Here is a 19,379-nt window from a genome sequence, read left to right on the forward strand (position 1 = left end):
TTCCCTTCGCTTCTCAAGCCGGGCCGAGGGCCTTGCGCATGGCCTCGACGCATTGCCTTAGCGGCGGGGTGGGATCGACATTGTATTTCCAGTTGGTCAGCTCGACCGTCAGCGAGCCCTCGTAATTCTGGCTGCGGAGATAGGCGACCAGCGTGTCGAGATCGACGATGCCCTCGCCCCACGCCAGATGGCTGCCGCCGGCATCCGCGTCGGTGAAATGCACATGCGCGACGCGGCCTGCAAGGTGGGTGAAATAATCCTCAGGCCTTTCTCGCGTCATCACGGCGCCCGCGACATCGTAGACCGCATGGAGCACGGGACTTGCGAGCATGTCCATCAGTGCGCGGATCTCCTTTGCCGAGCGAACGATGTTGGCGAAGGAATCCGGCAGCGCCTCCATCCAGAGGTCAAGGCCGAGTTTCTGCGCACGATCGCACAGGATGCCCATGGAATCGACGCAGCGCTCCAGCGCTTCCGCGGCCGGTTCGTCGCGATAGCCGCCGCCGGCCGTCACCAGCAGGGCGGGCGCGCCGCATTCGACGGCGAATTCCATCGATTCCAGGAAATAGCGCACCGAACGGTCGCGCAGCTCCGGCTCCCTCGCCGAGATGTTGATGGGATAGATGCACTGTTCCGGCGTGAAGGCGACGATGTCGAGGCCCATTCCCCGCACGGTCCGCCCCAGCGCCCGCGCATCGGCCAGCGTCTTGTCGCCGATGTAGAAATGCGGGGCAGCCGCCCACAGCTCGATGCGCGAGACCCCGGCCTCGCGCACATCGGCCAGAAACCGATCCAGCGTATGCCGCACATAGTGGAAGTTCATCACGCTGATATTGCGTTCGTCGAGTGCCATCGCATGTCCTCCGCCGGTGGTCGCCGAAGCGACGATTTCATTTATTTCATGAGAACGTTCTCATTTCGGCATGCCAAATCGGGAGATGGCCAACGAAGGCCGAATTCGGTGACGGTTTCGTCGATGAAGCAGGCGATCTGGGCCGCCGTCTCCTCCGAAGTCCAACCGAGATGCGGGGCGGCGAACCTTGCGGCGGCCTCTGCATGGCGCAGGCCGAGATCCGGCTCCCACCCGACGGAAAGACGGCGGCGCAGGATATCCGACAGCGTGCGGGCCTGCTCGTTCAGCACCGCATGGGCGACGGAGGCTTGCGTGACGCGGTCCATGTCCTCGACGGGCGGCGATGCCGTGTCGAGCGGCCGCGGCGGGCCGGACGGCTTCAGCCGGCGGGCGACCGCACGCCTCAGCCGCCGCCCCGCGTCGCGATGGGTCATCAGCAGCCCGCCGGTGAAGGTGAAAAGGTTCGGCAGGCCCTCATCGGTCAGGTCGTGCTCGCGGACGGCGGGCGCAGGCCCCTTGCCGTCCCGGGCGAGGCTGCGCGGCCGCACGCCCGCCCAGGAATAGAGCACGTCCTCGCGCCGCAGCCCGAAACCGGGAAACAATCGCCCCAGCTGGTCGAGGATGGCGGCGATCTCCGCCTCGCTCGCCCGGAAGCCTTCGGGCCGGCCGTCCGAGGCGGAATCCCACGGGCCGGCATAGTGAAGCGCGCCCCACGGGATCAGGTAGAAGGGCGCGCCCGCCGCGGTGACGGTCTCGAAGCCGATGCCACGAAGACTTTCCGGCAGGCGCACGACGATGTTCGTACCCTTCTCGCCGGTGTTCCTGCGGATATGCGGCGCGCCGGCAAGCGCGGTGATCTCGTCAACCCAGACGCCCGCGCAGTTGACTACCGCACGCGCCAGCACATCGCGCGATCCCCCCGCCGCCGTCAGCGTGACCCGCCACAGGTCGCCATCACGCGCAAGCGCCGTCACCGCGGTGTGGTTCAGCGCCTCCATGCCGATCGCCCGCGCCTTCATGACCGTGTCGACCACGATGCGCTCCGGCCAGCAATACTGATATTCCGTGAAGGTCATCGCGCCGTGAATGCCGTCGAGCCCTGCCATACCTTGCAGCGCCGGATGCGCCCGCGCCTCCCCGGCGGAAAGGATCTGCAGGTCCAGCGGGACACGACCGCCGTCGCTCGCCGCCATCAGGCGGAAGGCGAGCCGCGCCTTCCAGCGGGGAATGGCGTTTTCCCGCGTCAGCGGAACGACGAAGGTGACGGGTTTCACCCGCTCGGGCGCGGTCCGCACGAATTCCGCCCGCCCCCGCATCGCCCGGCGCATGAGGCTGAAACATTCGATTGCGCTGCGCGGGCGGGCGAGAAAGGCCGCGATCGATCCGCTGGCAGCGGACAGATAACCGAGCCCGCAATGCTGAAGGCGCGAGGTCCTGCTGGAGGTGCCGGAGCCATAATCGTCACGCTCGACGAGCAGCGTGCCATAGCCCGCCGCCGCCAGATGCTGCCCTGCCGCCGCGGCGATGATGCCGCCGCCGACAACCACGGTGTCGTAAGTCTGGGTCACGGTCCATCCCCGCCCTGCCGCCCCATGAGGCGATGCGCTCAACGTTTGATGTGAGAACGTTCGCAAAATTCTGGCGACGGTGTCAAGTCCGCTTGACGCGCGCGGAAAGATTATAATACGTATTATAACGTCATATCAGAAAGGTCCATTCATGCCCTTCCCCTCCGCCTTCGACGCCGGCGTCGTCGCCGCGCTCTCCGCCCTCGATGCGAAATCGGTAAAACATGTATTCTTCATCGCCTGCGGCGGCTCGCTGTCGATCATGCATCCGGCCAAGTTCCTCCTCGACCAGCACTCGCCGCTGCCGTCGGATGTCTACAACGCCGCCGAATTCGTCGCCCGCGCGCCGCGGTCGCTGGACGATAAATCGCTGGTCGTCCTTTGCTCGATGACGGGCACCACGAAGGAAACCACCGCCGCGGCCGAATTCGCCCGCTCCAGGGGCGCGACGACCATCGGCCTGACGGTCGAGCCCGCCTCCCCGCTCGGCAAGGCGGTCGACCATGTCGTCGGCTTCGAGGCGCCCTATACGACCGGTGTGCCGATCGATGCGAAGAACAGCAACTATTCGCGGATCTACCAGATCGTCATGGGTCTCGTTGCCCTCACCGGCGGCGAGGACCTGACCGAGGCGCTGATCGAAAGCCTTTTCGCCCTGCAGCCGGCCATCGACCGCGCGCAGGCCGCCTTCGCGCCGATGTTCGAGGACTATGCGCCGCGCTTCGCCAAGGAAGACGTGGTCTATACGGTCGCGAGCGGCGCGAGCTACGGCGCGGCCTATTCCTTCGCCATCTGCGTGCTCATGGAGATGCAGTGGATCAACAGCCAGGCGATCCATGCCAACGAGTTCTTCCACGGCCCCTTCGAGGTGCTCGACAAGGACCGCGCCTTCATCCTCATGAAGGGCCTCGACAGCACGCGGCCGCTGGAGGAGCGCGCCGACGCATTCCTGCACCGGTTCGGCGCGGCGGAGAACATCCTCGTTCTCGATGCCGAAAAGCTCGACCTCTCCGGCATCGCCCCCCAGTTCCGCGGCAATGTCGTGCCGCTGATCTTCTTCGACACGCTCTGGCGTTTCGCCTATAAGATCGCCGACCTGCGCAAGCACGAGATGCTCGAGGCACGGCGCTACATGAAGAAGATCGCCTACTGACCGGGGCTGGAAGGGCGGATGGACGACCAAGCAAATCTCTTGCCGCTCTATGAACAGGTCCGGCGCTCGATCCTGGCCGGCATCGAGTCCGGCCGGTTCGCCGAAGGCAGCTTCCTGCCCGCCGAACCGGAACTGATGGCACTCTACGGCGTCAGCCGGATCACGCTGCGGCGCGCGATCGGCGAGCTTTGCGCCGGTGGCCGCCTGCAAAGGCAACAGGGGCGCGGCACCGTGATCATGCCGGGCAAGGTGCGCCAGACGCTCGTCTCGCTGTCGGGCTTTTCCGAAACCATGGACGGTCTCGGCCGAAAGGCCGGTCATCGCATCCTCGCCCGCGACGACAATCCCGACGCGCCGGCCATCCGCGAGCGCCTCGAGGCCGGGGCGCTGATCCGCTTCGACCGGCTGCTGGAGGACGACGGCCGGCCGATGACGCTCGAAACGCTCTGGTTCGACGGCTCACGTTTTCCCGAGGTGATCGCGCCGGTCGCCGCCGGCGGCTCCTTTTTCGCCGCGCTGCGCGACAGGGCGGGCATCGTGCCGGCCCATGCGGAGCGGCAGATCGATGTCGGCCTCGCCTCGGCCGCCGAGCGCACCATCCTGGCCGTGACCGCCGCCCAGCCGGTCTACCGGATCGAAAAGATCGTCACCGACGCCGAAGGGCGCCCGCTCGCCCTGTCGCAGCTCGTCACCCCAAGCCATCTGGTCACCTACACGATCAAGACCTGAAAGGTTCGCCATGCACGTTTTCGATGCGCCCGCCGTTCACGCGGCGCTCCCGTGGACTTTTCTGATCGAGGCCTTGCGCAAGGCGCATCTCGGGCCGATGCCCGCCTCCGACGTCGTGGTGCAGTCCGATCCCATGGGCGGCGAAGCGCAGTTCGTCACCCTGCCCGGCTGGGCGCCCGGCGGCCCGATCGTCGTGAAGATGGTCGGCGTCTTTCCGCAGAACGCGGCCCTCCAGCCGCCGCAACCCGCTGTCCAGGGGCTGGTGGCGCTGTTCGACGGCACGACCGGCGGGCCGCTCCTTGCGGCGGACGGCGCGGCGATGACGGCACGCAAGACCGCCGCCGATTCCGCCCTCGGCGCGGCCATCCTCGCGCGGGAAGACGTGGAGGACCTGCTGATCGTCGGTGCCGGCGCGCTCGCCCCGCATTTCGCCGAGGCGCATCTGGCGGCGCGGCCCTCGCTGCGCCGGGTCACGATCTGGAACCGCACCGCGCCCCGGGCCGCGGCGGTGGCCGCGCACCTTCGCGAAAAGGGCATCGACGCTACGGTCAGCGAAGACCTCGACGGCTCGGTCGCCCGCGCCGACGTGGTGTCCTGCGTCACCATGTCGGACAGGGCGCTGGTCAAGGGCGCGCGCCTGCGGCCGGGCGCCCATCTCGATCTCGTCGGTGCCTATCTGCCCACCCTCCGCGAAGCCGACGACGCGGCGCTCACCCGCGGCACGATCTTCGTCGACAGCCGCAACAACATGGCGGGCGGCGGAGATCTCTCGCAGGCCGTCGCATCCGGCGCGATCACCTGGGATGCCGTGAAGGCCGACCTCTTCGAGCTCGTCCAGGGCAAAAGGGAAGGCCGCACCGGCGCCGATCAGATCACCGTGTTCAAGAACAACGGCGGCGCGCATCTCGACCTCTTCACCGCCGCCGCACTGTCGCAGACGCTCGGCTAGAGCAATACCAGCAAAAGGGCGAAGCGGTTTTGCGTCCGGAATTGCGTCAGGGCATTTCCGCGATTCGGAGAAAAGCGGAAATGCCCTGACGCGTCACGCGTCCGCCAGAACACGCGCCAGAAAAGCCCGCGTACGGTCGTGCTGCGGGCGCGTCAGCACGTCGACCGGCCGCCCCTGCTCCACGATCACCCCGCCATCCATGAAGATCAGGTGGTCGGCGACATCGCGCGCAAAGCCCATTTCATGCGTGACGACGACCATGGTCATGCCGTCGTCGGCAAGCTTGCGCATCACGGCAAGGACCTCGCCGACGAGTTCCGGGTCGAGGGCCGAGGTCGGCTCGTCGAACAGCATGACGTCGGGCTTCATCGCCAGCGAGCGTGCGATGGCCGCGCGCTGCTGCTGGCCGCCGGAAAGCTGGGCCGGATAATAGTGCGCCCGCTCCTTCATGCCGACGCGCTCCAGAAGCACCATCGCCTCCTCGATCGCCGTGGCGCGCGGCACGCGCTTGACGAGGATCGGCGCCTCGATGACGTTTTCGAGCGCGGTCTTGTGCGGGAAGAGATGGAAACCCTGGAACACCATGCCCATGCGCTGGCGCTGGCGGGAGAGCTCGTTGAAGCTCATCTCGTAGAGCTTGTCGCCCTTCCAGCGCACGCCGACGGGTTCGCCATGCAGGAAGATTGCGCCGCCGGTGGGCTTTTCGAGATAGTTGAGGCACCGCAGGAACGTGCTCTTGCCAGAGCCCGAGGGCCCGACGATGCAGGTCACGTCGCCGCGCATCACCGCGACATCGATGCCGCGCAGCACCTCGTGCGCGCCAAAGCTCTTGCGCAGGCGCTCGACCTTCAGCAGCGGCTCGCCGTTCGTCTGGCTCATCACACGGCCTCCTGCTGGCGCGCGAACAGGCGGAAGGGGAAGATCCCGCCCGCTTTCGTCGCGCCGGCCCGGTGCTCGGATTTCAATCGGTGCTCGACGGCATGTTCGACGACCGTCAGGATCGTGGTGAGAACGAGATACCAGATGGTTGCGACGAGCAGCAGCGGCACCGTCTGGTAGGTGCGCGCATAGACCATCTGCGCCGAATAGAGCAGATCGGGCAATGCCAGCACGGAGACGAGCGAGGTGAATTTCAGCATCGAGATCGTGTCGTTGCCGATGGGCGGAATGACGATGCGCAGCGCCTGCGGCAAGACGATGCGACGAAGCATCTGGGCGCGCGTCATGCCGAGCGTGGCGGCTGCTTCCGTCTGGCCGACATTCACGGCCTGGATGCCGGCGCGGATCATTTCGGCGGCATAGGCGCTTTCGGTGAAGGCAAGGCCCATGATGGCCGCGCTGAAGGGGGTGATGAGCTGGTTGGTATTCCAGGAGAGGAGCTTCGGCCCGCCGAACGGGATGCCGATCGATATTTCTGGCAGGAGAAGCGCCAGATTGTACCAGAAGATCATCTGCACCAGCGGCGGCACACCGCGGAAGAACCAGATCCAGCCCCAGCTGACGGACTGGAAGACGCGGCTGGCCGACAGGCGCATGATGGCCAGCACGACACCGATTGCAAGGCCGAGCACCATGGCGAGGAATGTCAGCAGCAGCGTCATGCCGAGACCCGACAGGATGGCCCGGTTGAACATGTATTCGGCAACGACGGCCCACTGCATGTTCTTGTTGGTGACGAGCACCTGCAGGAAGACGACCGCAAGGACGGCAAGAACCACGCCGCCGATCCAGTGGCCTATCTTCGGCACCGCGATGGGCTTGAGATCGTGGATCGAGGGGCGGTGTGGCGGTTCTTCAGACATCGTTGTTCCTTGTGCCGGTCGCGGACCTCGCCCCGGCCCGAGGCAAGCCCCGGGCCGGGAAAGCGGCGCTGGAGCAATCCAGCAAGCGTGCGCAGTTTTGGCGTTTCGAAGAAAAGCGCAAACGCCTAGAGGTCCGCCGGATTTTCTTCCGTGATCAGAAGCGCCTTGCTCAGCATGCCGGAATCGTTCAGGCCCCACTTGGCCATGATCTTCTCATAGGTACCGTCGTCGATCATCGACTGGATCGCATCCGTCATGACCTGGCCGAGCGGATCGCCCTTGCGCACGCCGATGCAGCTGTTGACGGGCGACAGAACCAGTTCCGACACCTTCAGGTCGCCGGTCTGCTTGGCCATGTAGGCAAGCTTGACGGAGCCGGCCACGGTCGCCTCGGCGCGCTGCGAGCGCACGGCCAGTTCCGCCTGGGCCTGCGTGCCGTGCGTCTGCATGATCACCGGCTTGTCCTTGCATTCGTTGGCGTTCAGCTTCTCCAAGAGGCCGAGGTCCCAGGAGCCGTTCAGCACGGCGACCGTCAGGCCGCAGGCGTCGGAGGCCGTCTTGATGTCGAGCTTGCTGTCCGCCGGATAGGCGAACGAGGTGCCGATCTTGCGCTGGGAGACGAAATCCAGCGTTTTCAGGCGTTCCGCGGTGGTGCCGAAGGACGAGAAGCCCGCGTCGAAACGCTTCGACTGGAGGCCCGGAATGATGGCGTCGAAACTGGTGCCCTCGAAGGTGAAGGTCACGCCGAGGCGATCTTCCATCTCCTTGGCGATATCGACGCTCCAGCCCTTGAGCTGACCATCGGAATCGAGGAATTCGTCGGGCGCCCAGTCGTTGAAGACCGCGGCCTTGATACCGTTGTCCTTGTATTCCTGCGGCAGGGCATCGTGCAGGGCGGGAATGACATCGGCAAGCGCCGGCATTGCCAGCGCCGCGCTCAGGGCACATCCGGCGAGAATGGATTTGAACATGACAACCTCCTTGTCGTGGCGAACCGGCGGGTCCGCGATTGCGTTCTCTGGTTCCCCTTGCAGATAATGGCGAGAACGTTCTCACATATGAGACACGGAGATGGCCCATCCGTCAAGCGCCTCCCGCACCGATCGAGGGCGTAAAGACGTTGAAAACGGCCATCGATCTGGTAACACCTGAAAAAGCCTGTCGTCTTCTACCGGAATACGCATGATCGGATTCTCAGTCGGCAGGCCCGAAATGTGAGAGGGAAGTGCCACGTGACCCCGAAAAGCAAGGCAACCATCGCGGATGTAGCGCGCGCAGCAGGCGTTTCCACGGCAACGGCGGGGCGCGTGCTCGGCGGCTATGGCTATACCAGCGAGGAGAAGAAGGAGCACGTTCTCAAGGCCGCCCAGGACCTCGGCTACCGGCCCAACGCGCTCGCCCGCAGCCTCATCACGGGCAAGACCCGCACGCTCGGCGTGGTGGCCGGCGATATCCAGAATCCGTTCTATGCTTCTGTCCTGCGCGGCATTTCCAACGTCGCCGAGGCCAACGGATTCGGTCTTTTGATCACCAATAGCGACGAGGCCCGGGCAAAGGAGGTCCACTCCGTCGAGCTTCTCGCCCAGAAGCAGGTGGACGGCCTGATCGTTACCCCCAGCGACACGCGCAAGGCGCGGCACCTGCACAATCTCAAGGCCATGGGCATGCCCTTGGTGCTGATCGACCGCGCCGTCGCCGGCCTGATGGTCGACCGGGTGGCGACCGACAACATCGCCGCCGCCGAACAGGCCGTCCGCCACCTCATCGCGGCCGGACACCGCCGGATCGGCATCGTGGCGGAGCTCGTCGACGAGGAGAGCGGCAAGCTGGACGCATTCCTGGCGCGCGCCGTGGCGGGCGATCCGATCGAGAGCGAAACGCTCTATCCGAGCTGGCAGCGCCTTCTCGGCTATATCCGGGCGCATCGGATCGAGGGCCTGCCCGTGGATCCGCGCCTGACCCTTCGGGCGGGAAGCTATTCCGCCCTTGCCGCGCAGGCGGTCGTGTCCCGCTTGATGACGACACCCGGCCAGCCGACGGCGCTGTTCACCACGGACGGCACCATGTCCGAAGGCGCCATGCGGGCTCTCACCGAGTTGAAGCTCTCGATCCCGCAGGATCTCTCGCTCATCTGCTTCGACGATCTCGACTGGATGAGCTTCCACCGCCCCGGCATCACGACCGTGGCGCAGCCGCGCCTTGCCATGGGCGAGGCCGCCGCGCGAATGCTGCTGGAGCGCATTCGCGGCGAAGCCTTTCCGCCGCGCACGGTACTGATGCCCGCCGAACTGGTCGAGCGCGGTTCCGTCGCCCGGCTCTGATCCCCCCGCAAAACGGTCCGGGGCGCCGTTTCAGCCGCACCGGCCGGAGGAAACCATTTGCCATTCCGGGGGCGGTCCTATAAATGAGAACGTTCTCAGTTCCTTATCAGGAGACGCCTGCCCGATGTCGCGCCGCACCAGAATCCTCGCCTTCGGAGACAATGTGGTCGATTGCTACCGCGACCAGAACCTGATGTTCCCCGGCGGGAACTGCGTCAACCATGCCGTCTTCGCGCGCCGCGCCGGCGCCGAGACGGCTTATGCGGGCGCAGTCTGCGACGACGACGCCGGGCGGCTGATCCGCCAGGCGCTGATCGAGGAAGGCGTCGATGTTTCCTCGCTGCGGATGGAACCGGGACAGACGGCCTATTGCGTGATCGAGACGCAGGAGGGCGAGCGGGTGTTCATCGGCGCCAATCTCGGCGTGTCGATCATCGCGCCTTTGCGGGCGGACCTCGCGCGGCTTTCGGATTTCGATGCCGTCCATACCGGCCGGTCGAGCCATGTCGATGCCTGGCTGCCGCGCTTTGCGGCGGCGACGAAGGTTTCCTACGATCTTGCAACCGTCCACGACTCCGAGCGCATCGCCCAGGTCGCGCCCCATTGCTTCCTCCTCGCCTTTTCCGCGGGAGGCACGCGCCATGAGGAGGCCCTTGCGCTGGCGCTGGCCGCGCGAGCGGCCGGTGCGCACTGGAGCCTCGTCACCAGGGGTATCGACGGAGCCGTCCTTGCCGGCGAAGCCGGTGTGTTCGAGGCGCCGGCCCAACCGGTCGACGCCATCGACACGCTCGGCGCCGGCGACACCTATATCGCCAACGTCCTCGTCGGCCTGCTCGGCAAGCGGGATTCCGAAACGATCCTGAAGGATGCGGCAGAAGCGGCGGCCCGGACCTGCCTGATACGCGGCGCCTTCGGCCATGCCGCCACCATGAGCGTCGACCTCTCGAACATGATGAGCCTCGAGGAGATCTACCGCACCACCCGTCCCGCAAAAGTGCCCGAAGACGCCTGACGGACGTGGTTCCATGCTGATCCGGCCGGAGCTCTCTACCCGTGTGCTCCGTTTCAAGGCATTCCGTTTGCACGCCGGTTTCGCAATCGGCGATGCCCGCGCTTTCGCCTTGCCCGTCTCGGCGCCGATGGTCCGCGCCCCTCGGGCCTGCGCTTCTGCCACGAGGCGAGCGGCAGGCATATGGCTGCAACGCCTGGCACGATCCGACAGTCGATTGGCGCACCTTGCCACTGTGCACGAAGACGCAGGCCGATACCTTTGCGTTCATCGACACGAAGGGTGCGAAAGCCACCCGCCCGCTTCCCACCAAATCTCAGCCCTTTCCGGTCGCGACGCGAGCCGCGATTCGGTGAATTTGGCAGGAGCCGGCCTCAAGGCAACCTTGCAACCGCTTCTGCCTGTCACCATTCATCCATCTTCCCACCAACGCGCCGGATATTGGAACGGGTCGGGGATCGCCACCGCGCGGCAACCGAGGCCGGCCGTGGGTCATGCTTATCGCTGCCCATAGCCCGTCATCTCCAGATAGCCCTTGCCGGGATGGCTGCCGGCCACGCGCACGGGGCCTTCCCAGTAGGAAATGCCGAGATCCATCCAGGCCTGCGTGTTGAGCGCGCCGACAGTGACGTCGAGCCGACGGTCGGGCAGGGTGAGCCGCCAGCGCGTCGGGATGTCTTGCCCCTTCACCCGGCTCGTCTCCACCGGGGTCGCGACGAGCCTGCCGTTTCCATAGGGCGTCGCCGTACCGTCCGCCGCGATCCACGTGGCGGAGGTGAAGTCGCCGCCAGCAGCATCGCGCAGGCGGAAACCCATCAGCTTCTCGCCTGTGTCGAAGGAGAGCGAGAACCAGTCCCAGCCGGACTGTTCCTCCGCCAGTGGCTGCGACGACCATTCGCGATCGAGCCACGCGGTGCCGCGCACCGGGATTTCGCCTTCCGGCAGGGTGATCGTTCCCTCCACGGCAAAGAAAGGCTGGGAATAGTAGTGGCTCGCCTGCCCTTTCGCCGATTTCACCGAATAGCCCTGCTCGCCGTGCAGCACGATCGGGCCTTCCGCGCGCATGGCGACATCGTAGGCGAAATCCTTGCCCGTCGCCGTGAGCCGCAGGCGGTCCAGGCTGTCGCCCGCCATCTGCCAGTCGTCGATCCAGGCCGCGAAGGGCTCGGCCGTCACGCCCGCCTGGCCTGTGCCGCCGCGCGCGAAACGCTCCGTGGCGCGGTGCACGGCGGCGCTTGTGACGGCGGCATGGCCGAACCACACCTGCGGGCTTTCCCATGCCGCGCCCTCGCCCGGCGCGAGCGCCGAGCGGAAAAGCGTCCATTGCAGGCCGTAGTCCGCACCGTCCGGCCCGGTGAGGTTCGCGGTGACGTACCACCACTCGATCCGGTAGTCCGGATGGGCTCCGTGATCCTGCGGGAACGCGAGATGCCTGCCCCGCTCCGGCACGGCGAAGCCCTTGGCGTCGGTGCCGAGCCCGGCAAAACCCTGGGCGAAGGCGTTGCCGACACCCAGCAGCAGAAAGAGCAGGGCCCTAACGTTCATTGGCGAAGATCCTCAGCAGCGCGGCAGGCTCCATGCGCGCCAGCCGCCAGGCCGGCCAGAGCGCGGCGGAAAGCGCGGCGCCGAGCGCGAAGAGCATCAGGCGGGTGTATTCGGCTGGAAACAGGTACATCGGCAGGCGCCAGCCGAACGCCTCGACATTGACGATGGCGAGCAGCACCCAGGCGAGCGCCAGGCCCAGCGGCAAGGCCAGCACCGCGGTGAGCGCGGCGAGCAGCACCGTGCGCAGGATCTCCATGCCGGCGAGACGGCGCTGGGTCGTTCCCATCGCCCAGACGGGCGCCATCTGCGGCAGCCGCATCGCCGCCAGCGTGAGCAGGCTCATCAGGATCGCGAACGCCGCAACCGCCAGCGTCAGCACGTTCAGCGCCCCGGTCACCGAGAAGGTGCGCTCGAAGACCGACAGCGAGAACGCCTTGAGCGCCGCCTGGTCGACGAGGCGCGCCGGGGGAAAGTCGAACGCCTCCACGAGCGCCTGGCGCAGGCCCTGCGGGTCGTCGGTGCGCACACCGTAGCGCCGCGGCACGACGCCGGGGAAGGCCTGGCGGAACAGCGCCTCGCCGACGATGGCCTGGCCGATCGGGTTTCCGTAGTCGCCGACGATGCCCGCGACCGGCATCGAAAGTCCGGGGCCAAGTGCGAGCGCATCGCCCACGCTCAGCCCGGCGCGGCGGGCAAGCTGCTCGTTGATGATGACGGCCCCGCCCGCTTCGACCTCGTCCCAGACGGCCGGGACGGCGTCAAGGAAGCGCCAGTTCTCACGATAGGTGTAGCCGATGCGCGCGCCGAAGATCTCCGCCCGCAACCCTGCGAGCGTCGCATCGACGGACATGATCGGCAACACCGCGTCGGAGCGCGTCTCGAGGAAACGCTCCAGGCCTGCCCGGTCCGCCACAGCCTCCGCATCGACGTAGAGTTCGGCGGACAGGCGCTGGTCGAGGAAGCCGACGAAGGTCAGGCGAAAGCTCGAGACCATGGTTGAAACGCCGACATTCGCGGCCATGGCGAGCAGCAGCGCCATCAGCGCAAGCCCGAGACCGGGCAGTTGCTGGCGGGTGTCCGCCCAGAACCATTGCGCCATGGCGCGGGCTGCCCGTGCTTCGCCAAGGCGCAGGATCGCCCCCAGGCACGGCGCCAGCGCAAGGGCCGCGCCGAGCATCAGGCAGGCGAGCAGCGCGAAGCCGGCGGCGAGCCCGGTCCCGGTGACGGCCAGCACCCCTGCCGCCGCGAGCAGCAGGGCTGCCGCCGCGGCCTGCAGCTTGCGCGTCCGCCCCGTGGCCAGCGCCCAGGCGCGTCCGCCGGCACTCGCCAGGACCGGCATCCGCGCCAGCCGCCACAACGCGCTCGCCGAGGCGAGCAAGGCGCCGCCGAGCGCCATGGCCATTCCCGAAAGCCACCATGCCGGACGGATCTGCAGCGTGCCGGCGACGTCGGCGCTGTAAAGGCCCCGTATCGTGGCGGCAACGTCCGGCAGCAGGAGCGCCGCGATGAGATAGCCGAGCACGATGCCGAGCGCGCCCGCAATCGTCGCCAGCACGACAAGCTCCAGCACCATCATGACAATCAGGCGGCGCAGCGGCACGCCGAGCGCGCGCAGGGTGCGGACCATGCCTCGCCGCTGCTCGAATGCGAGGCCGATCGCCCCGTGGACGATGAAGATGCCGACCGCAAAGCTGAGCAAGCCGAAGGCCGTGAGATTGAGGTGGAAGCTGTCGGTGAGCCGGCCGACATCGGTCGCACCGTCGGCGCGCTGGAGCAGCAGGTTCGGCGCGATCTCGGCCAACGGCCGTTGCCGCAGCGGCTGGTCCGGCAGGACGATGAGGCGGCTGATGCGCCCCGCGCGGCCGAGCAGCTTCTGGGCAACGCCGATGTCGGCAAGCACGGTGCCTGGTGCGACCGCCTGATCGACCAGGACCGGGTTGGACAGGTTCGCCGCAAGGAGCGCGGCCGTCTGCGGCCCGGCGACCAGCGTGTCGGCGCGCACGAGACGGTCGAGGTCGGCGCGCGCCAGTGCCGCGCGCGCCGCCGAACCCGGCGGCGCGGTCAGCGGATCGACGCCGACCAGCCGCACGGCCGTCCCGCCCACGCGCAACCTGCCCTCCACCACCGGGCTGACCAGCCAGCCGGCGCGGCGCAGCGCGACGAAAAGCGCCTGCGGCATGGCATCCCCCTCGGGCGGCATGAGCTGGTCGAACCGGCCTTCGGCCAGCGTGGCGGCGGCCGCGTCGTAGCTCGCGCGCGCCTCGGCGTTGATCGCCTGGACGCCGGACCACAGCGCCGTCGCCAGCGCGAGGCCGAGCACCAGCGTCAGCAACTGGAGCCGGTTGCGTCGCCAGTGCGACGCCAGTGCCGAAAGGATCGCGCCGGTCACAGGAGGCGGCCCTGGCTGAGATGCGCCTGCCGTCCGAGCCGCGCGGCAAGGCGCGGGGAGTGCGTGACCATCAGGAGCGCAGCGCCGGTCTCCGCCACGAGCGCGAGGAACTGCTCCATCACCTCGTCCGCGGTCGCCTCGTCGAGGTTGCCGGTCGGTTCGTCCGCCAGGATCAGCTTCGGCCGCGCCGCGAGCGCCCGGGCGATCGCCACGCGCTGCTGCTGACCGCCGGACAGTTGTTCCGGATATTTCCGCAGGTGCGGCTCCAGGCCCAGCGCGCCGGCCAGCCGGGAAAGCGCCCGCGGTTCCGGCGTGTCGTTCAGGCGCGCCTGGAAGGCGATATTGGCGGCGACGTCCAGAGAGGGGATGAGGTTGAACTGCTGGAAGACGATGCCCACCGCGCTTCGCCTCAGTCGCGCGCGCCCGCTGTCGTCGAGCCTCGTGACCTCCTGCCCGTCGAGCAGAACGTGCCCGCCGTCTGCGGCGTCCAGCCCCGCCACGAGGTGCAACAGCGTGCTTTTGCCCGAACCGGATTCGCCGGTCAGCGCCAGCGTCTCGCCGGCCTGGAGCGAGAGCGTCACGCCGCGCAGCACGGGCACCGGGCCTTCCGGGCCTAAATACGATTTCCGCAGGTCCTCGATCGAAAGCAGCATGCAACACAGCTATCGCATGCGGCGGAAAGTAAAAAGGCCAAGTCGCAAGATCCGTCGACAAGGCACACAAACGACGGCCGGCCGCATCGCGTCGGATCGTTGGCCGCAACGATCCGAATTTCGAGCGACAGGCATATTCCTCAAGGACCCGGCGCCAATCATGGCTCTTTCCCGCCGAGCTTCCGGACCGCCGGAAGCACCCTGCCGGCCGGCCCGCTAGAGCATTTCCGCATTATCCAACGCCGAAGCGGCTTCGCTTCGGCTTGAAATGCTCTAGGCCCGCAGCCTCAGGTAGATCGCGGGCAGCAGCGTGTCGAGCCGGTCGATTGAATCGATGCATATCGCGCCGCGCGGCCCGAAAATGCGCTGCGGATAGGAATCCGCGTCCGAATCCAGTGCCACGCAGAAGGTGTCTATCCCCTCGCGGCCGAGTTCGTGCACCGCCATGCGGGCATCTTCCACCAGATAGCGCCGGTCGTCGACGTCGATGTCGGAGGGTTCGCCGTCCGTGACGATGAGGAGCAGCCTGCGGTAGCTGCGCTGCCGGCGAAGATCGCTGCCGGCGTGGCGGATGACCGTGCCGAGCCGGGTCGAATAGTCGCCCGTGAGCCCTGCGAGGCGGGCGATGGCGAAGCGGTCGAAGGGTCGGCCGAAATCCTTGATGCGCATGTAGCGCACGTCCTCCCGCCCATTGGAGCAGAAGGCGGCGATGGCGAAGGGATCGCCGACATCCGTCATCGCGCGGGCGAGCAGCGCCGTCGAAAGCCGCTCCATCTCCAGCACGGAGCCTTGCGAACCGCGCACCCTCTCCGTCGTGGAGCGAGATGAATCGATCAGCACGAGCACCGACATATCGCGCGAACGCCGCTCGTAGCGGCCGTAGACCCGCGTATCCGGCACCTCGCCCGCCCGCCGCGCGATCATGGCGGCGATGCTCGCGTCCATGTCGAGGAATTCCCCTTCGGTCTGGCCGCGGACCCGCTGCTGGCGGCTGATCCGCGAGGCCTTGATGAGCGTCGAAAGCCGGTCGACGAGGTCGGACCGCGCCTCGCTCAAGGTCGACGCGACACGGGGCGGGCCGATCTGGCCCGGCATTTCGCGCACCCGGCACCATTCGGGCCGGTAGCGGCCGGTGACATGGTCGTATTCCGGGTAGCGGGCAACGAGCAGGCCGTCCTCGTCCTGCGCCTCGGCCAGCCGCCCGGCCGCGGTCTCGCCATCCTCGCCCTCCTCGCGGCGGCCATCATCGCCGGCCTGCTGCTCGATCCGCGCGCCTTCGAGCATGGCCTCGATCTCGACCGGCGCCTGGCTGTCGTCCGGGCCGAAATCCCAGATGCCGATATTGTCGTCGCGATAGGCCGGCTGAACCACATAGGTCCTGGCGTCGAACTGCAGGCGCATCTGGCCGATATCGTTGCCGAGCAGCCCGCCGATGCGTCGGCTGAGCTGCTGGTCGCCGATATTTTCGCGGACGGCCTCGGCGAAGAGTGTCCGCCCCTTCTCCACCCAGCCATGCGGATCGGCATAGTCCGGGTCCGCCAGCGCCCGCGCAAGCCGCGCCATCAGGGCGATCGCGATGGGCGGGCCTTCCGGCCGGGCGACATGGAAACGCCGCCAGAGGGCGGCAAGGCCGGGCATCGTCCGGGCGGCGAGCCTTTCGACACGCGCGTCCTCGACGAGGGAAACGAGGGCGATCTGCAGCGGCTTCAGCCCGGCGGCGGGAAATTTTGTCCGCGTGAAGCGATGGTGCGCGCCGATATGCGCGACGGCGGCGCGGTAGAGCAGCTTCGCCTCGCCACCCTCGAAGCCGGCGAAGGCGACCGGCAGACGCACACCGCCGCCGCCGAAGCCGGGCCTGCGCCGCATCTGCTCCGGCGCATCCGACGGCGCTTCGGCAATCGGCGGCGCCATGCCCCAGAGAGCCTTGAGGTAAAGGCCGAGGCCATGGCGCCATTCGGCAAGGCCGCCTCCCGCCCCGCGCCCCTCGACCAGGCGGATCGCTTCGCCGCTTTCCAATGCGAAGAAAGCGCGCCGGCGCGCCACGTCCTTGGCGCCGATATGCAGGCCCATGCGCACGAAGGCGACGAAATCCGGCGCGTCCAATGCCTCAAGGAGCCGGCCGGTGTTTTCCAGAAGGGGAAACGCGGCCTCCGGCGCCCGGCGCGCGACATCCTCAATCGCCGCCGCCCAGGCGTTCATCCCCGACTCATCGAAATGGCGCGATGCGACAAGCGCCGCCTGCGGCACGCGGCTTGCGGCCAGCCGGCCCGAGCGGATCGCGACCTGCGATACCGCCGAGGCGAGCCGAACGGCAAAAGCCGGGCCGGCAAGCGCCGCAAGGGCGGGGCCGGCGCGGCGATAGGCATCGGCGACGAGGTCGCCGTAACCGGCCCGGTCGATGCGGCCATGCGCGACATGCCAGCGCTCCCGCCATTCGGGCGGAAATCCATCGGGCGCATTCATGATTGCCGCCTCCTGCATGAAACGTTCAAAGGCAGGCGGCGATGGCGCCGGAGAGCGCATCGCGCAGATCAGGATCATCGGTGATCGGCACGACCATCGCCACCTGGCAGGCCGCCTCGATGGCAATGCCGGCGGCAACGAGCAGCCCGGCATTGATGAGCATGCGCGTGGAGGCTCCCTCTTCGAGGCCCTGCCCCTTGAGGTTGCGCGACCGCTCGGCGATGCGCACCAGGGTCTCCGCCGTGCGCCGGTCGATGCCCGCCTCCCGGGCGACGATCTCCGCCTCGATATCCGGCGACGGATAGCCGAAGGCAATGGCGCCGAAGCGCTGCTTGGTCGATTCCTTCAGGTCCTTGAGCACGCTCTGGTAACCGGGATTGTAGGAAATGACGACCTGGAAATCCGGATGCGCCTGCACCACCTCGTTCTTCTTCTCGAGCGGCAGGATACGCCGGTCGTCGGTCAGGGAATGGATGACGACGGTCGTGTCCTGCCGCGCCTCGACGATCTCGTCGAGATAGCAGATGGCCCCCTCGCGCACGGCAAGGGTCAGCGGTCCGTCGTGCCAGACCGTGCCGTCCGTATCGAGCAGGTAGCGGCCGACGAGGTCGGAGGCGGTCATGTCCTCATGGCAGGAGACGGTGATCAGCGGCTTGCCCAGCCGCCAGGCCATGTGCTCGACGAAGCGCGTCTTGCCGCAGCCGGTCGGCCCCTTCAGCATGACGGGCATGCGGCTCTTGTGGGCGGCCGTAAACAGCGAGATCTCGCTTTCGACCGGCCGATAGAAGGGTTCGCTGGAAATGCGATAGGCATCCAGGTTCGTCACGATAGACCTCATGGAGTTGGCGCCGCGATGCTCCCGGCCATCGCGGCGCGGGGGATTTCAGGACGCCAGCAGTTCCTTCAGCTTGTCGTCCAGGAACTTGACGTCGACGGGGTTGGTGCCTGGCCCGCCGGCAAAGTGCCCCCAGATCGAGGGGATCGGCACGTAGGTCGCATTCAGCATGTTCGCGACCTCGTTCTCGCTGTCCTCCGGTGGAAAATAGAGGTCGGTTCTGCCGGGCATGACATAGGCCTTCGCCTTGATGGCGTTGAGCGCGGCCTTGTAGTCGCCGTTGTAAAGCGTATTTGCCGAGATGTCGCCGTTCTGCCAGGTCCAGAGCATGGCAAGCAGGTTGTTCGGATCCTTCGGCAGGAAGAAGCCTTCCCAGAAGGAGACGAGGAAATCCTCCAGCGAGGCGTAGCCCAGCGTCTTCAAGTCGAGCTCCTCGCGGTAGAAGGATTGCGAGAAGCCCCAGCCGGCATAGACGCGGGCGGCGGCGCGCAGGCCCTTGTGCGGCTTCTCCTTGTACCAGCCGTCCTGGAAAGCACCGTCCGCCGTCAGGGCCGCCTTGACGCCTTCGAGGAAGACGAAGTTGTGGCGCGAGCATTTCGCCGAGCCGCAGAAGGGCGCGAGCAGGTCCATCATGCCGGGGTACATCGCGCCCCAATGGAAGGTCTGGAGCCCGCCCATGGACCAGCCCGTCACCAGGCGCAGATGCGAGATCCCCAGATGCTCCGTCACCAGCCGGTGCTGGGCGCGGACATTGTCATAGGCTGTCACCTTCGGGAAGCGGGCGGCGTTGTAGGGCTCCGGCGTGTTGCTCGGCGAGGAGGAGAGGCCGTTGCCGAACATGTTGGGGATGATGATGAAATACCTGTCGGGATCGAGCGCCATGCCCGGACCGACCAGCCATTCGTTGTCGTAGTGCTGGCCGGAATACCAGGTCGGGTAGAGGATGGCGTTGTCCTTCGCGGCATTGAGGGTGCCGAAGGTCTTGTAGGCGAGTTTGGCCTCGCGCAGGATCGCGCCGTTCTGCAGGGCGAAATCGCCGAGTTCGAAGATCTCGTAATCGAGCGTCATGTCTGTTTTCCTTCATTGAAAATGCGCGTTCGGCGCGCGCCG

General features: G+C 67.2%; 16 protein-coding genes. 5 read left to right on the top strand and 11 right to left on the bottom strand.

Annotation, left to right across the window (positions count from 1 at the left end; genetic code table 11):
* Window positions 1-13: 13 nt before the first annotated feature.
* Together MUU56_RS14930 and MUU56_RS14935 are read right to left on the bottom strand one after the other, a co-directional pair.
* Complete coding sequence (locus MUU56_RS14930) at window positions 14-853, bottom strand: sugar phosphate isomerase/epimerase family protein (protein WP_244768066.1); 840 nt, start codon at window positions 851-853, stop codon at window positions 14-16.
* A 41-nt stretch (window positions 854-894) separates the two neighbouring features.
* Window positions 895-2,421, bottom strand: coding sequence for an FAD-dependent oxidoreductase (locus tag MUU56_RS14935; protein WP_244768067.1), 1,527 nt, complete (start codon window positions 2,419-2,421; stop codon window positions 895-897).
* A 151-nt stretch (window positions 2,422-2,572) separates the two neighbouring features.
* Between MUU56_RS14935 and MUU56_RS14940 the strand changes: the two genes are divergently transcribed.
* From MUU56_RS14940 to MUU56_RS14950, 3 genes are read left to right on the top strand one after another with little or no spacing between them, the layout of a single operon-like run.
* Window positions 2,573-3,574, top strand: coding sequence for an SIS domain-containing protein (locus MUU56_RS14940; RefSeq protein ID WP_244768068.1), 1,002 nt, complete (start codon window positions 2,573-2,575; stop codon window positions 3,572-3,574).
* 18 nt (window positions 3,575-3,592) lie between these two features.
* Entirely contained in the window at window positions 3,593-4,303 is a 711-nt protein-coding gene (locus tag MUU56_RS14945) for a GntR family transcriptional regulator (protein WP_244768069.1), read from the top strand.
* A gap of 10 nt (window positions 4,304-4,313) precedes the next feature.
* The gene (locus MUU56_RS14950) at window positions 4,314-5,252 is read left to right on the top strand and encodes an ornithine cyclodeaminase (protein WP_244768070.1); all 939 of its coding nucleotides are present in this window, start codon (window positions 4,314-4,316) and stop codon (window positions 5,250-5,252) included.
* 93 nt (window positions 5,253-5,345) lie between these two features.
* On the opposite strand, the gene MUU56_RS14955 is transcribed toward MUU56_RS14950, so the two are convergent.
* The 3 genes from MUU56_RS14955 to MUU56_RS14965 all read right to left on the bottom strand — a co-directional run bounded on the left by MUU56_RS14955 (window position 5,346) and on the right by MUU56_RS14965 (window position 8,025).
* On the bottom strand, window positions 5,346-6,131 hold the full coding sequence (locus MUU56_RS14955) for an amino acid ABC transporter ATP-binding protein (RefSeq protein WP_244768071.1): 786 nt from the start codon (window positions 6,129-6,131) through the stop codon (window positions 5,346-5,348).
* Complete coding sequence (locus tag MUU56_RS14960) at window positions 6,131-7,054, bottom strand: amino acid ABC transporter permease (RefSeq protein ID WP_244768072.1); 924 nt, start codon at window positions 7,052-7,054, stop codon at window positions 6,131-6,133. Before MUU56_RS14960 ends, MUU56_RS14955 begins: the two co-directional genes overlap by 1 nt.
* Window positions 7,055-7,179: 125 nt before the next feature.
* The gene (locus tag MUU56_RS14965) at window positions 7,180-8,025 is read right to left on the bottom strand and encodes an ABC transporter substrate-binding protein (RefSeq protein ID WP_244768073.1); all 846 of its coding nucleotides are present in this window, start codon (window positions 8,023-8,025) and stop codon (window positions 7,180-7,182) included.
* A 261-nt stretch (window positions 8,026-8,286) separates the two neighbouring features.
* On the opposite strand from MUU56_RS14965, the gene MUU56_RS14970 reads away from it, so the two are divergent.
* Together MUU56_RS14970 and MUU56_RS14975 are read left to right on the top strand one after the other, a co-directional pair.
* Window positions 8,287-9,375 (top strand): LacI family DNA-binding transcriptional regulator, encoded by a 1,089-nt coding sequence (locus MUU56_RS14970; RefSeq protein WP_244768074.1) that lies wholly within the window; start codon window positions 8,287-8,289, stop codon window positions 9,373-9,375.
* A gap of 124 nt (window positions 9,376-9,499) precedes the next feature.
* Window positions 9,500-10,387, top strand: coding sequence for a PfkB family carbohydrate kinase (locus MUU56_RS14975; RefSeq protein WP_244768075.1), 888 nt, complete (start codon window positions 9,500-9,502; stop codon window positions 10,385-10,387).
* Between the two features lie 495 nt (window positions 10,388-10,882).
* Here the strand turns inward: MUU56_RS14975 and MUU56_RS14980 are convergent, their stop codons facing one another.
* The 6 genes from MUU56_RS14980 to MUU56_RS15005 form a co-directional block, all read right to left on the bottom strand.
* Window positions 10,883-11,929 (bottom strand): lipocalin-like domain-containing protein, encoded by a 1,047-nt coding sequence (locus tag MUU56_RS14980; RefSeq protein ID WP_244768076.1) that lies wholly within the window; start codon window positions 11,927-11,929, stop codon window positions 10,883-10,885.
* Window positions 11,919-14,318 carry an ABC transporter permease gene (locus MUU56_RS14985; protein WP_244768077.1) on the bottom strand — a complete coding sequence of 800 codons (2,400 nt, stop codon included), beginning with the start codon at window positions 14,316-14,318 and terminating at the stop codon, window positions 11,919-11,921. The genes MUU56_RS14980 and MUU56_RS14985 overlap by 11 nt, the downstream gene beginning before the upstream one ends.
* On the bottom strand, window positions 14,315-14,971 hold the full coding sequence (locus MUU56_RS14990) for an ABC transporter ATP-binding protein (protein WP_244768078.1): 657 nt from the start codon (window positions 14,969-14,971) through the stop codon (window positions 14,315-14,317). Before MUU56_RS14990 ends, MUU56_RS14985 begins: the two co-directional genes overlap by 4 nt.
* A 273-nt stretch (window positions 14,972-15,244) precedes the next feature.
* A complete protein-coding gene (locus tag MUU56_RS14995; protein ID WP_244768079.1) occupies window positions 15,245-17,434 on the bottom strand; it encodes a nitric oxide reductase activation protein NorD in 2,190 nt (729 codons plus the stop codon).
* 25 nt (window positions 17,435-17,459) lie between these two features.
* The gene (locus MUU56_RS15000; RefSeq protein ID WP_244768080.1) at window positions 17,460-18,272 is read right to left on the bottom strand and encodes a CbbQ/NirQ/NorQ/GpvN family protein; all 813 of its coding nucleotides are present in this window, start codon (window positions 18,270-18,272) and stop codon (window positions 17,460-17,462) included.
* A gap of 45 nt (window positions 18,273-18,317) precedes the next feature.
* Window positions 18,318-19,337, bottom strand: a complete 1,020-nt coding sequence (locus MUU56_RS15005) for an alpha/beta fold hydrolase (RefSeq protein WP_244768081.1) — start codon at window positions 19,335-19,337, stop codon at window positions 18,318-18,320.
* Window positions 19,338-19,379 lie beyond the last annotated feature (42 nt).

The sequence above is a fragment of the Shinella yambaruensis genome, assembly GCF_022899355.1.
GTDB classification, from domain to species: domain Bacteria; phylum Pseudomonadota; class Alphaproteobacteria; order Rhizobiales; family Rhizobiaceae; genus Shinella; species Shinella yambaruensis.

Coding starts and splice junctions, on each gene's coding strand:
- MUU56_RS14975 (WP_244768075.1), top strand. CDS start 9,500: ATGTCGCGCCGCACCAGAATCCTCGCCTTCGGAGACAATGTGGTCGAT.
- MUU56_RS14945 (WP_244768069.1), top strand. CDS start 3,593: ATGGACGACCAAGCAAATCTCTTGCCGCTCTATGAACAGGTCCGGCGC.
- MUU56_RS15000 (WP_244768080.1), bottom strand. CDS start 18,272: ATGAGGTCTATCGTGACGAACCTGGATGCCTATCGCATTTCCAGCGAA.
- MUU56_RS14960 (WP_244768072.1), bottom strand. CDS start 7,054: ATGTCTGAAGAACCGCCACACCGCCCCTCGATCCACGATCTCAAGCCC.
- MUU56_RS14950 (WP_244768070.1), top strand. CDS start 4,314: ATGCACGTTTTCGATGCGCCCGCCGTTCACGCGGCGCTCCCGTGGACT.
- MUU56_RS14990 (WP_244768078.1), bottom strand. CDS start 14,971: ATGCTGCTTTCGATCGAGGACCTGCGGAAATCGTATTTAGGCCCGGAA.
- MUU56_RS14980 (WP_244768076.1), bottom strand. CDS start 11,929: ATGAACGTTAGGGCCCTGCTCTTTCTGCTGCTGGGTGTCGGCAACGCC.
- MUU56_RS15005 (WP_244768081.1), bottom strand. CDS start 19,337: ATGACGCTCGATTACGAGATCTTCGAACTCGGCGATTTCGCCCTGCAG.
- MUU56_RS14955 (WP_244768071.1), bottom strand. CDS start 6,131: ATGAGCCAGACGAACGGCGAGCCGCTGCTGAAGGTCGAGCGCCTGCGC.
- MUU56_RS14995 (WP_244768079.1), bottom strand. CDS start 17,434: ATGAATGCGCCCGATGGATTTCCGCCCGAATGGCGGGAGCGCTGGCAT.
- MUU56_RS14965 (WP_244768073.1), bottom strand. CDS start 8,025: ATGTTCAAATCCATTCTCGCCGGATGTGCCCTGAGCGCGGCGCTGGCA.
- MUU56_RS14930 (WP_244768066.1), bottom strand. CDS start 853: ATGGCACTCGACGAACGCAATATCAGCGTGATGAACTTCCACTATGTG.
- MUU56_RS14940 (WP_244768068.1), top strand. CDS start 2,573: ATGCCCTTCCCCTCCGCCTTCGACGCCGGCGTCGTCGCCGCGCTCTCC.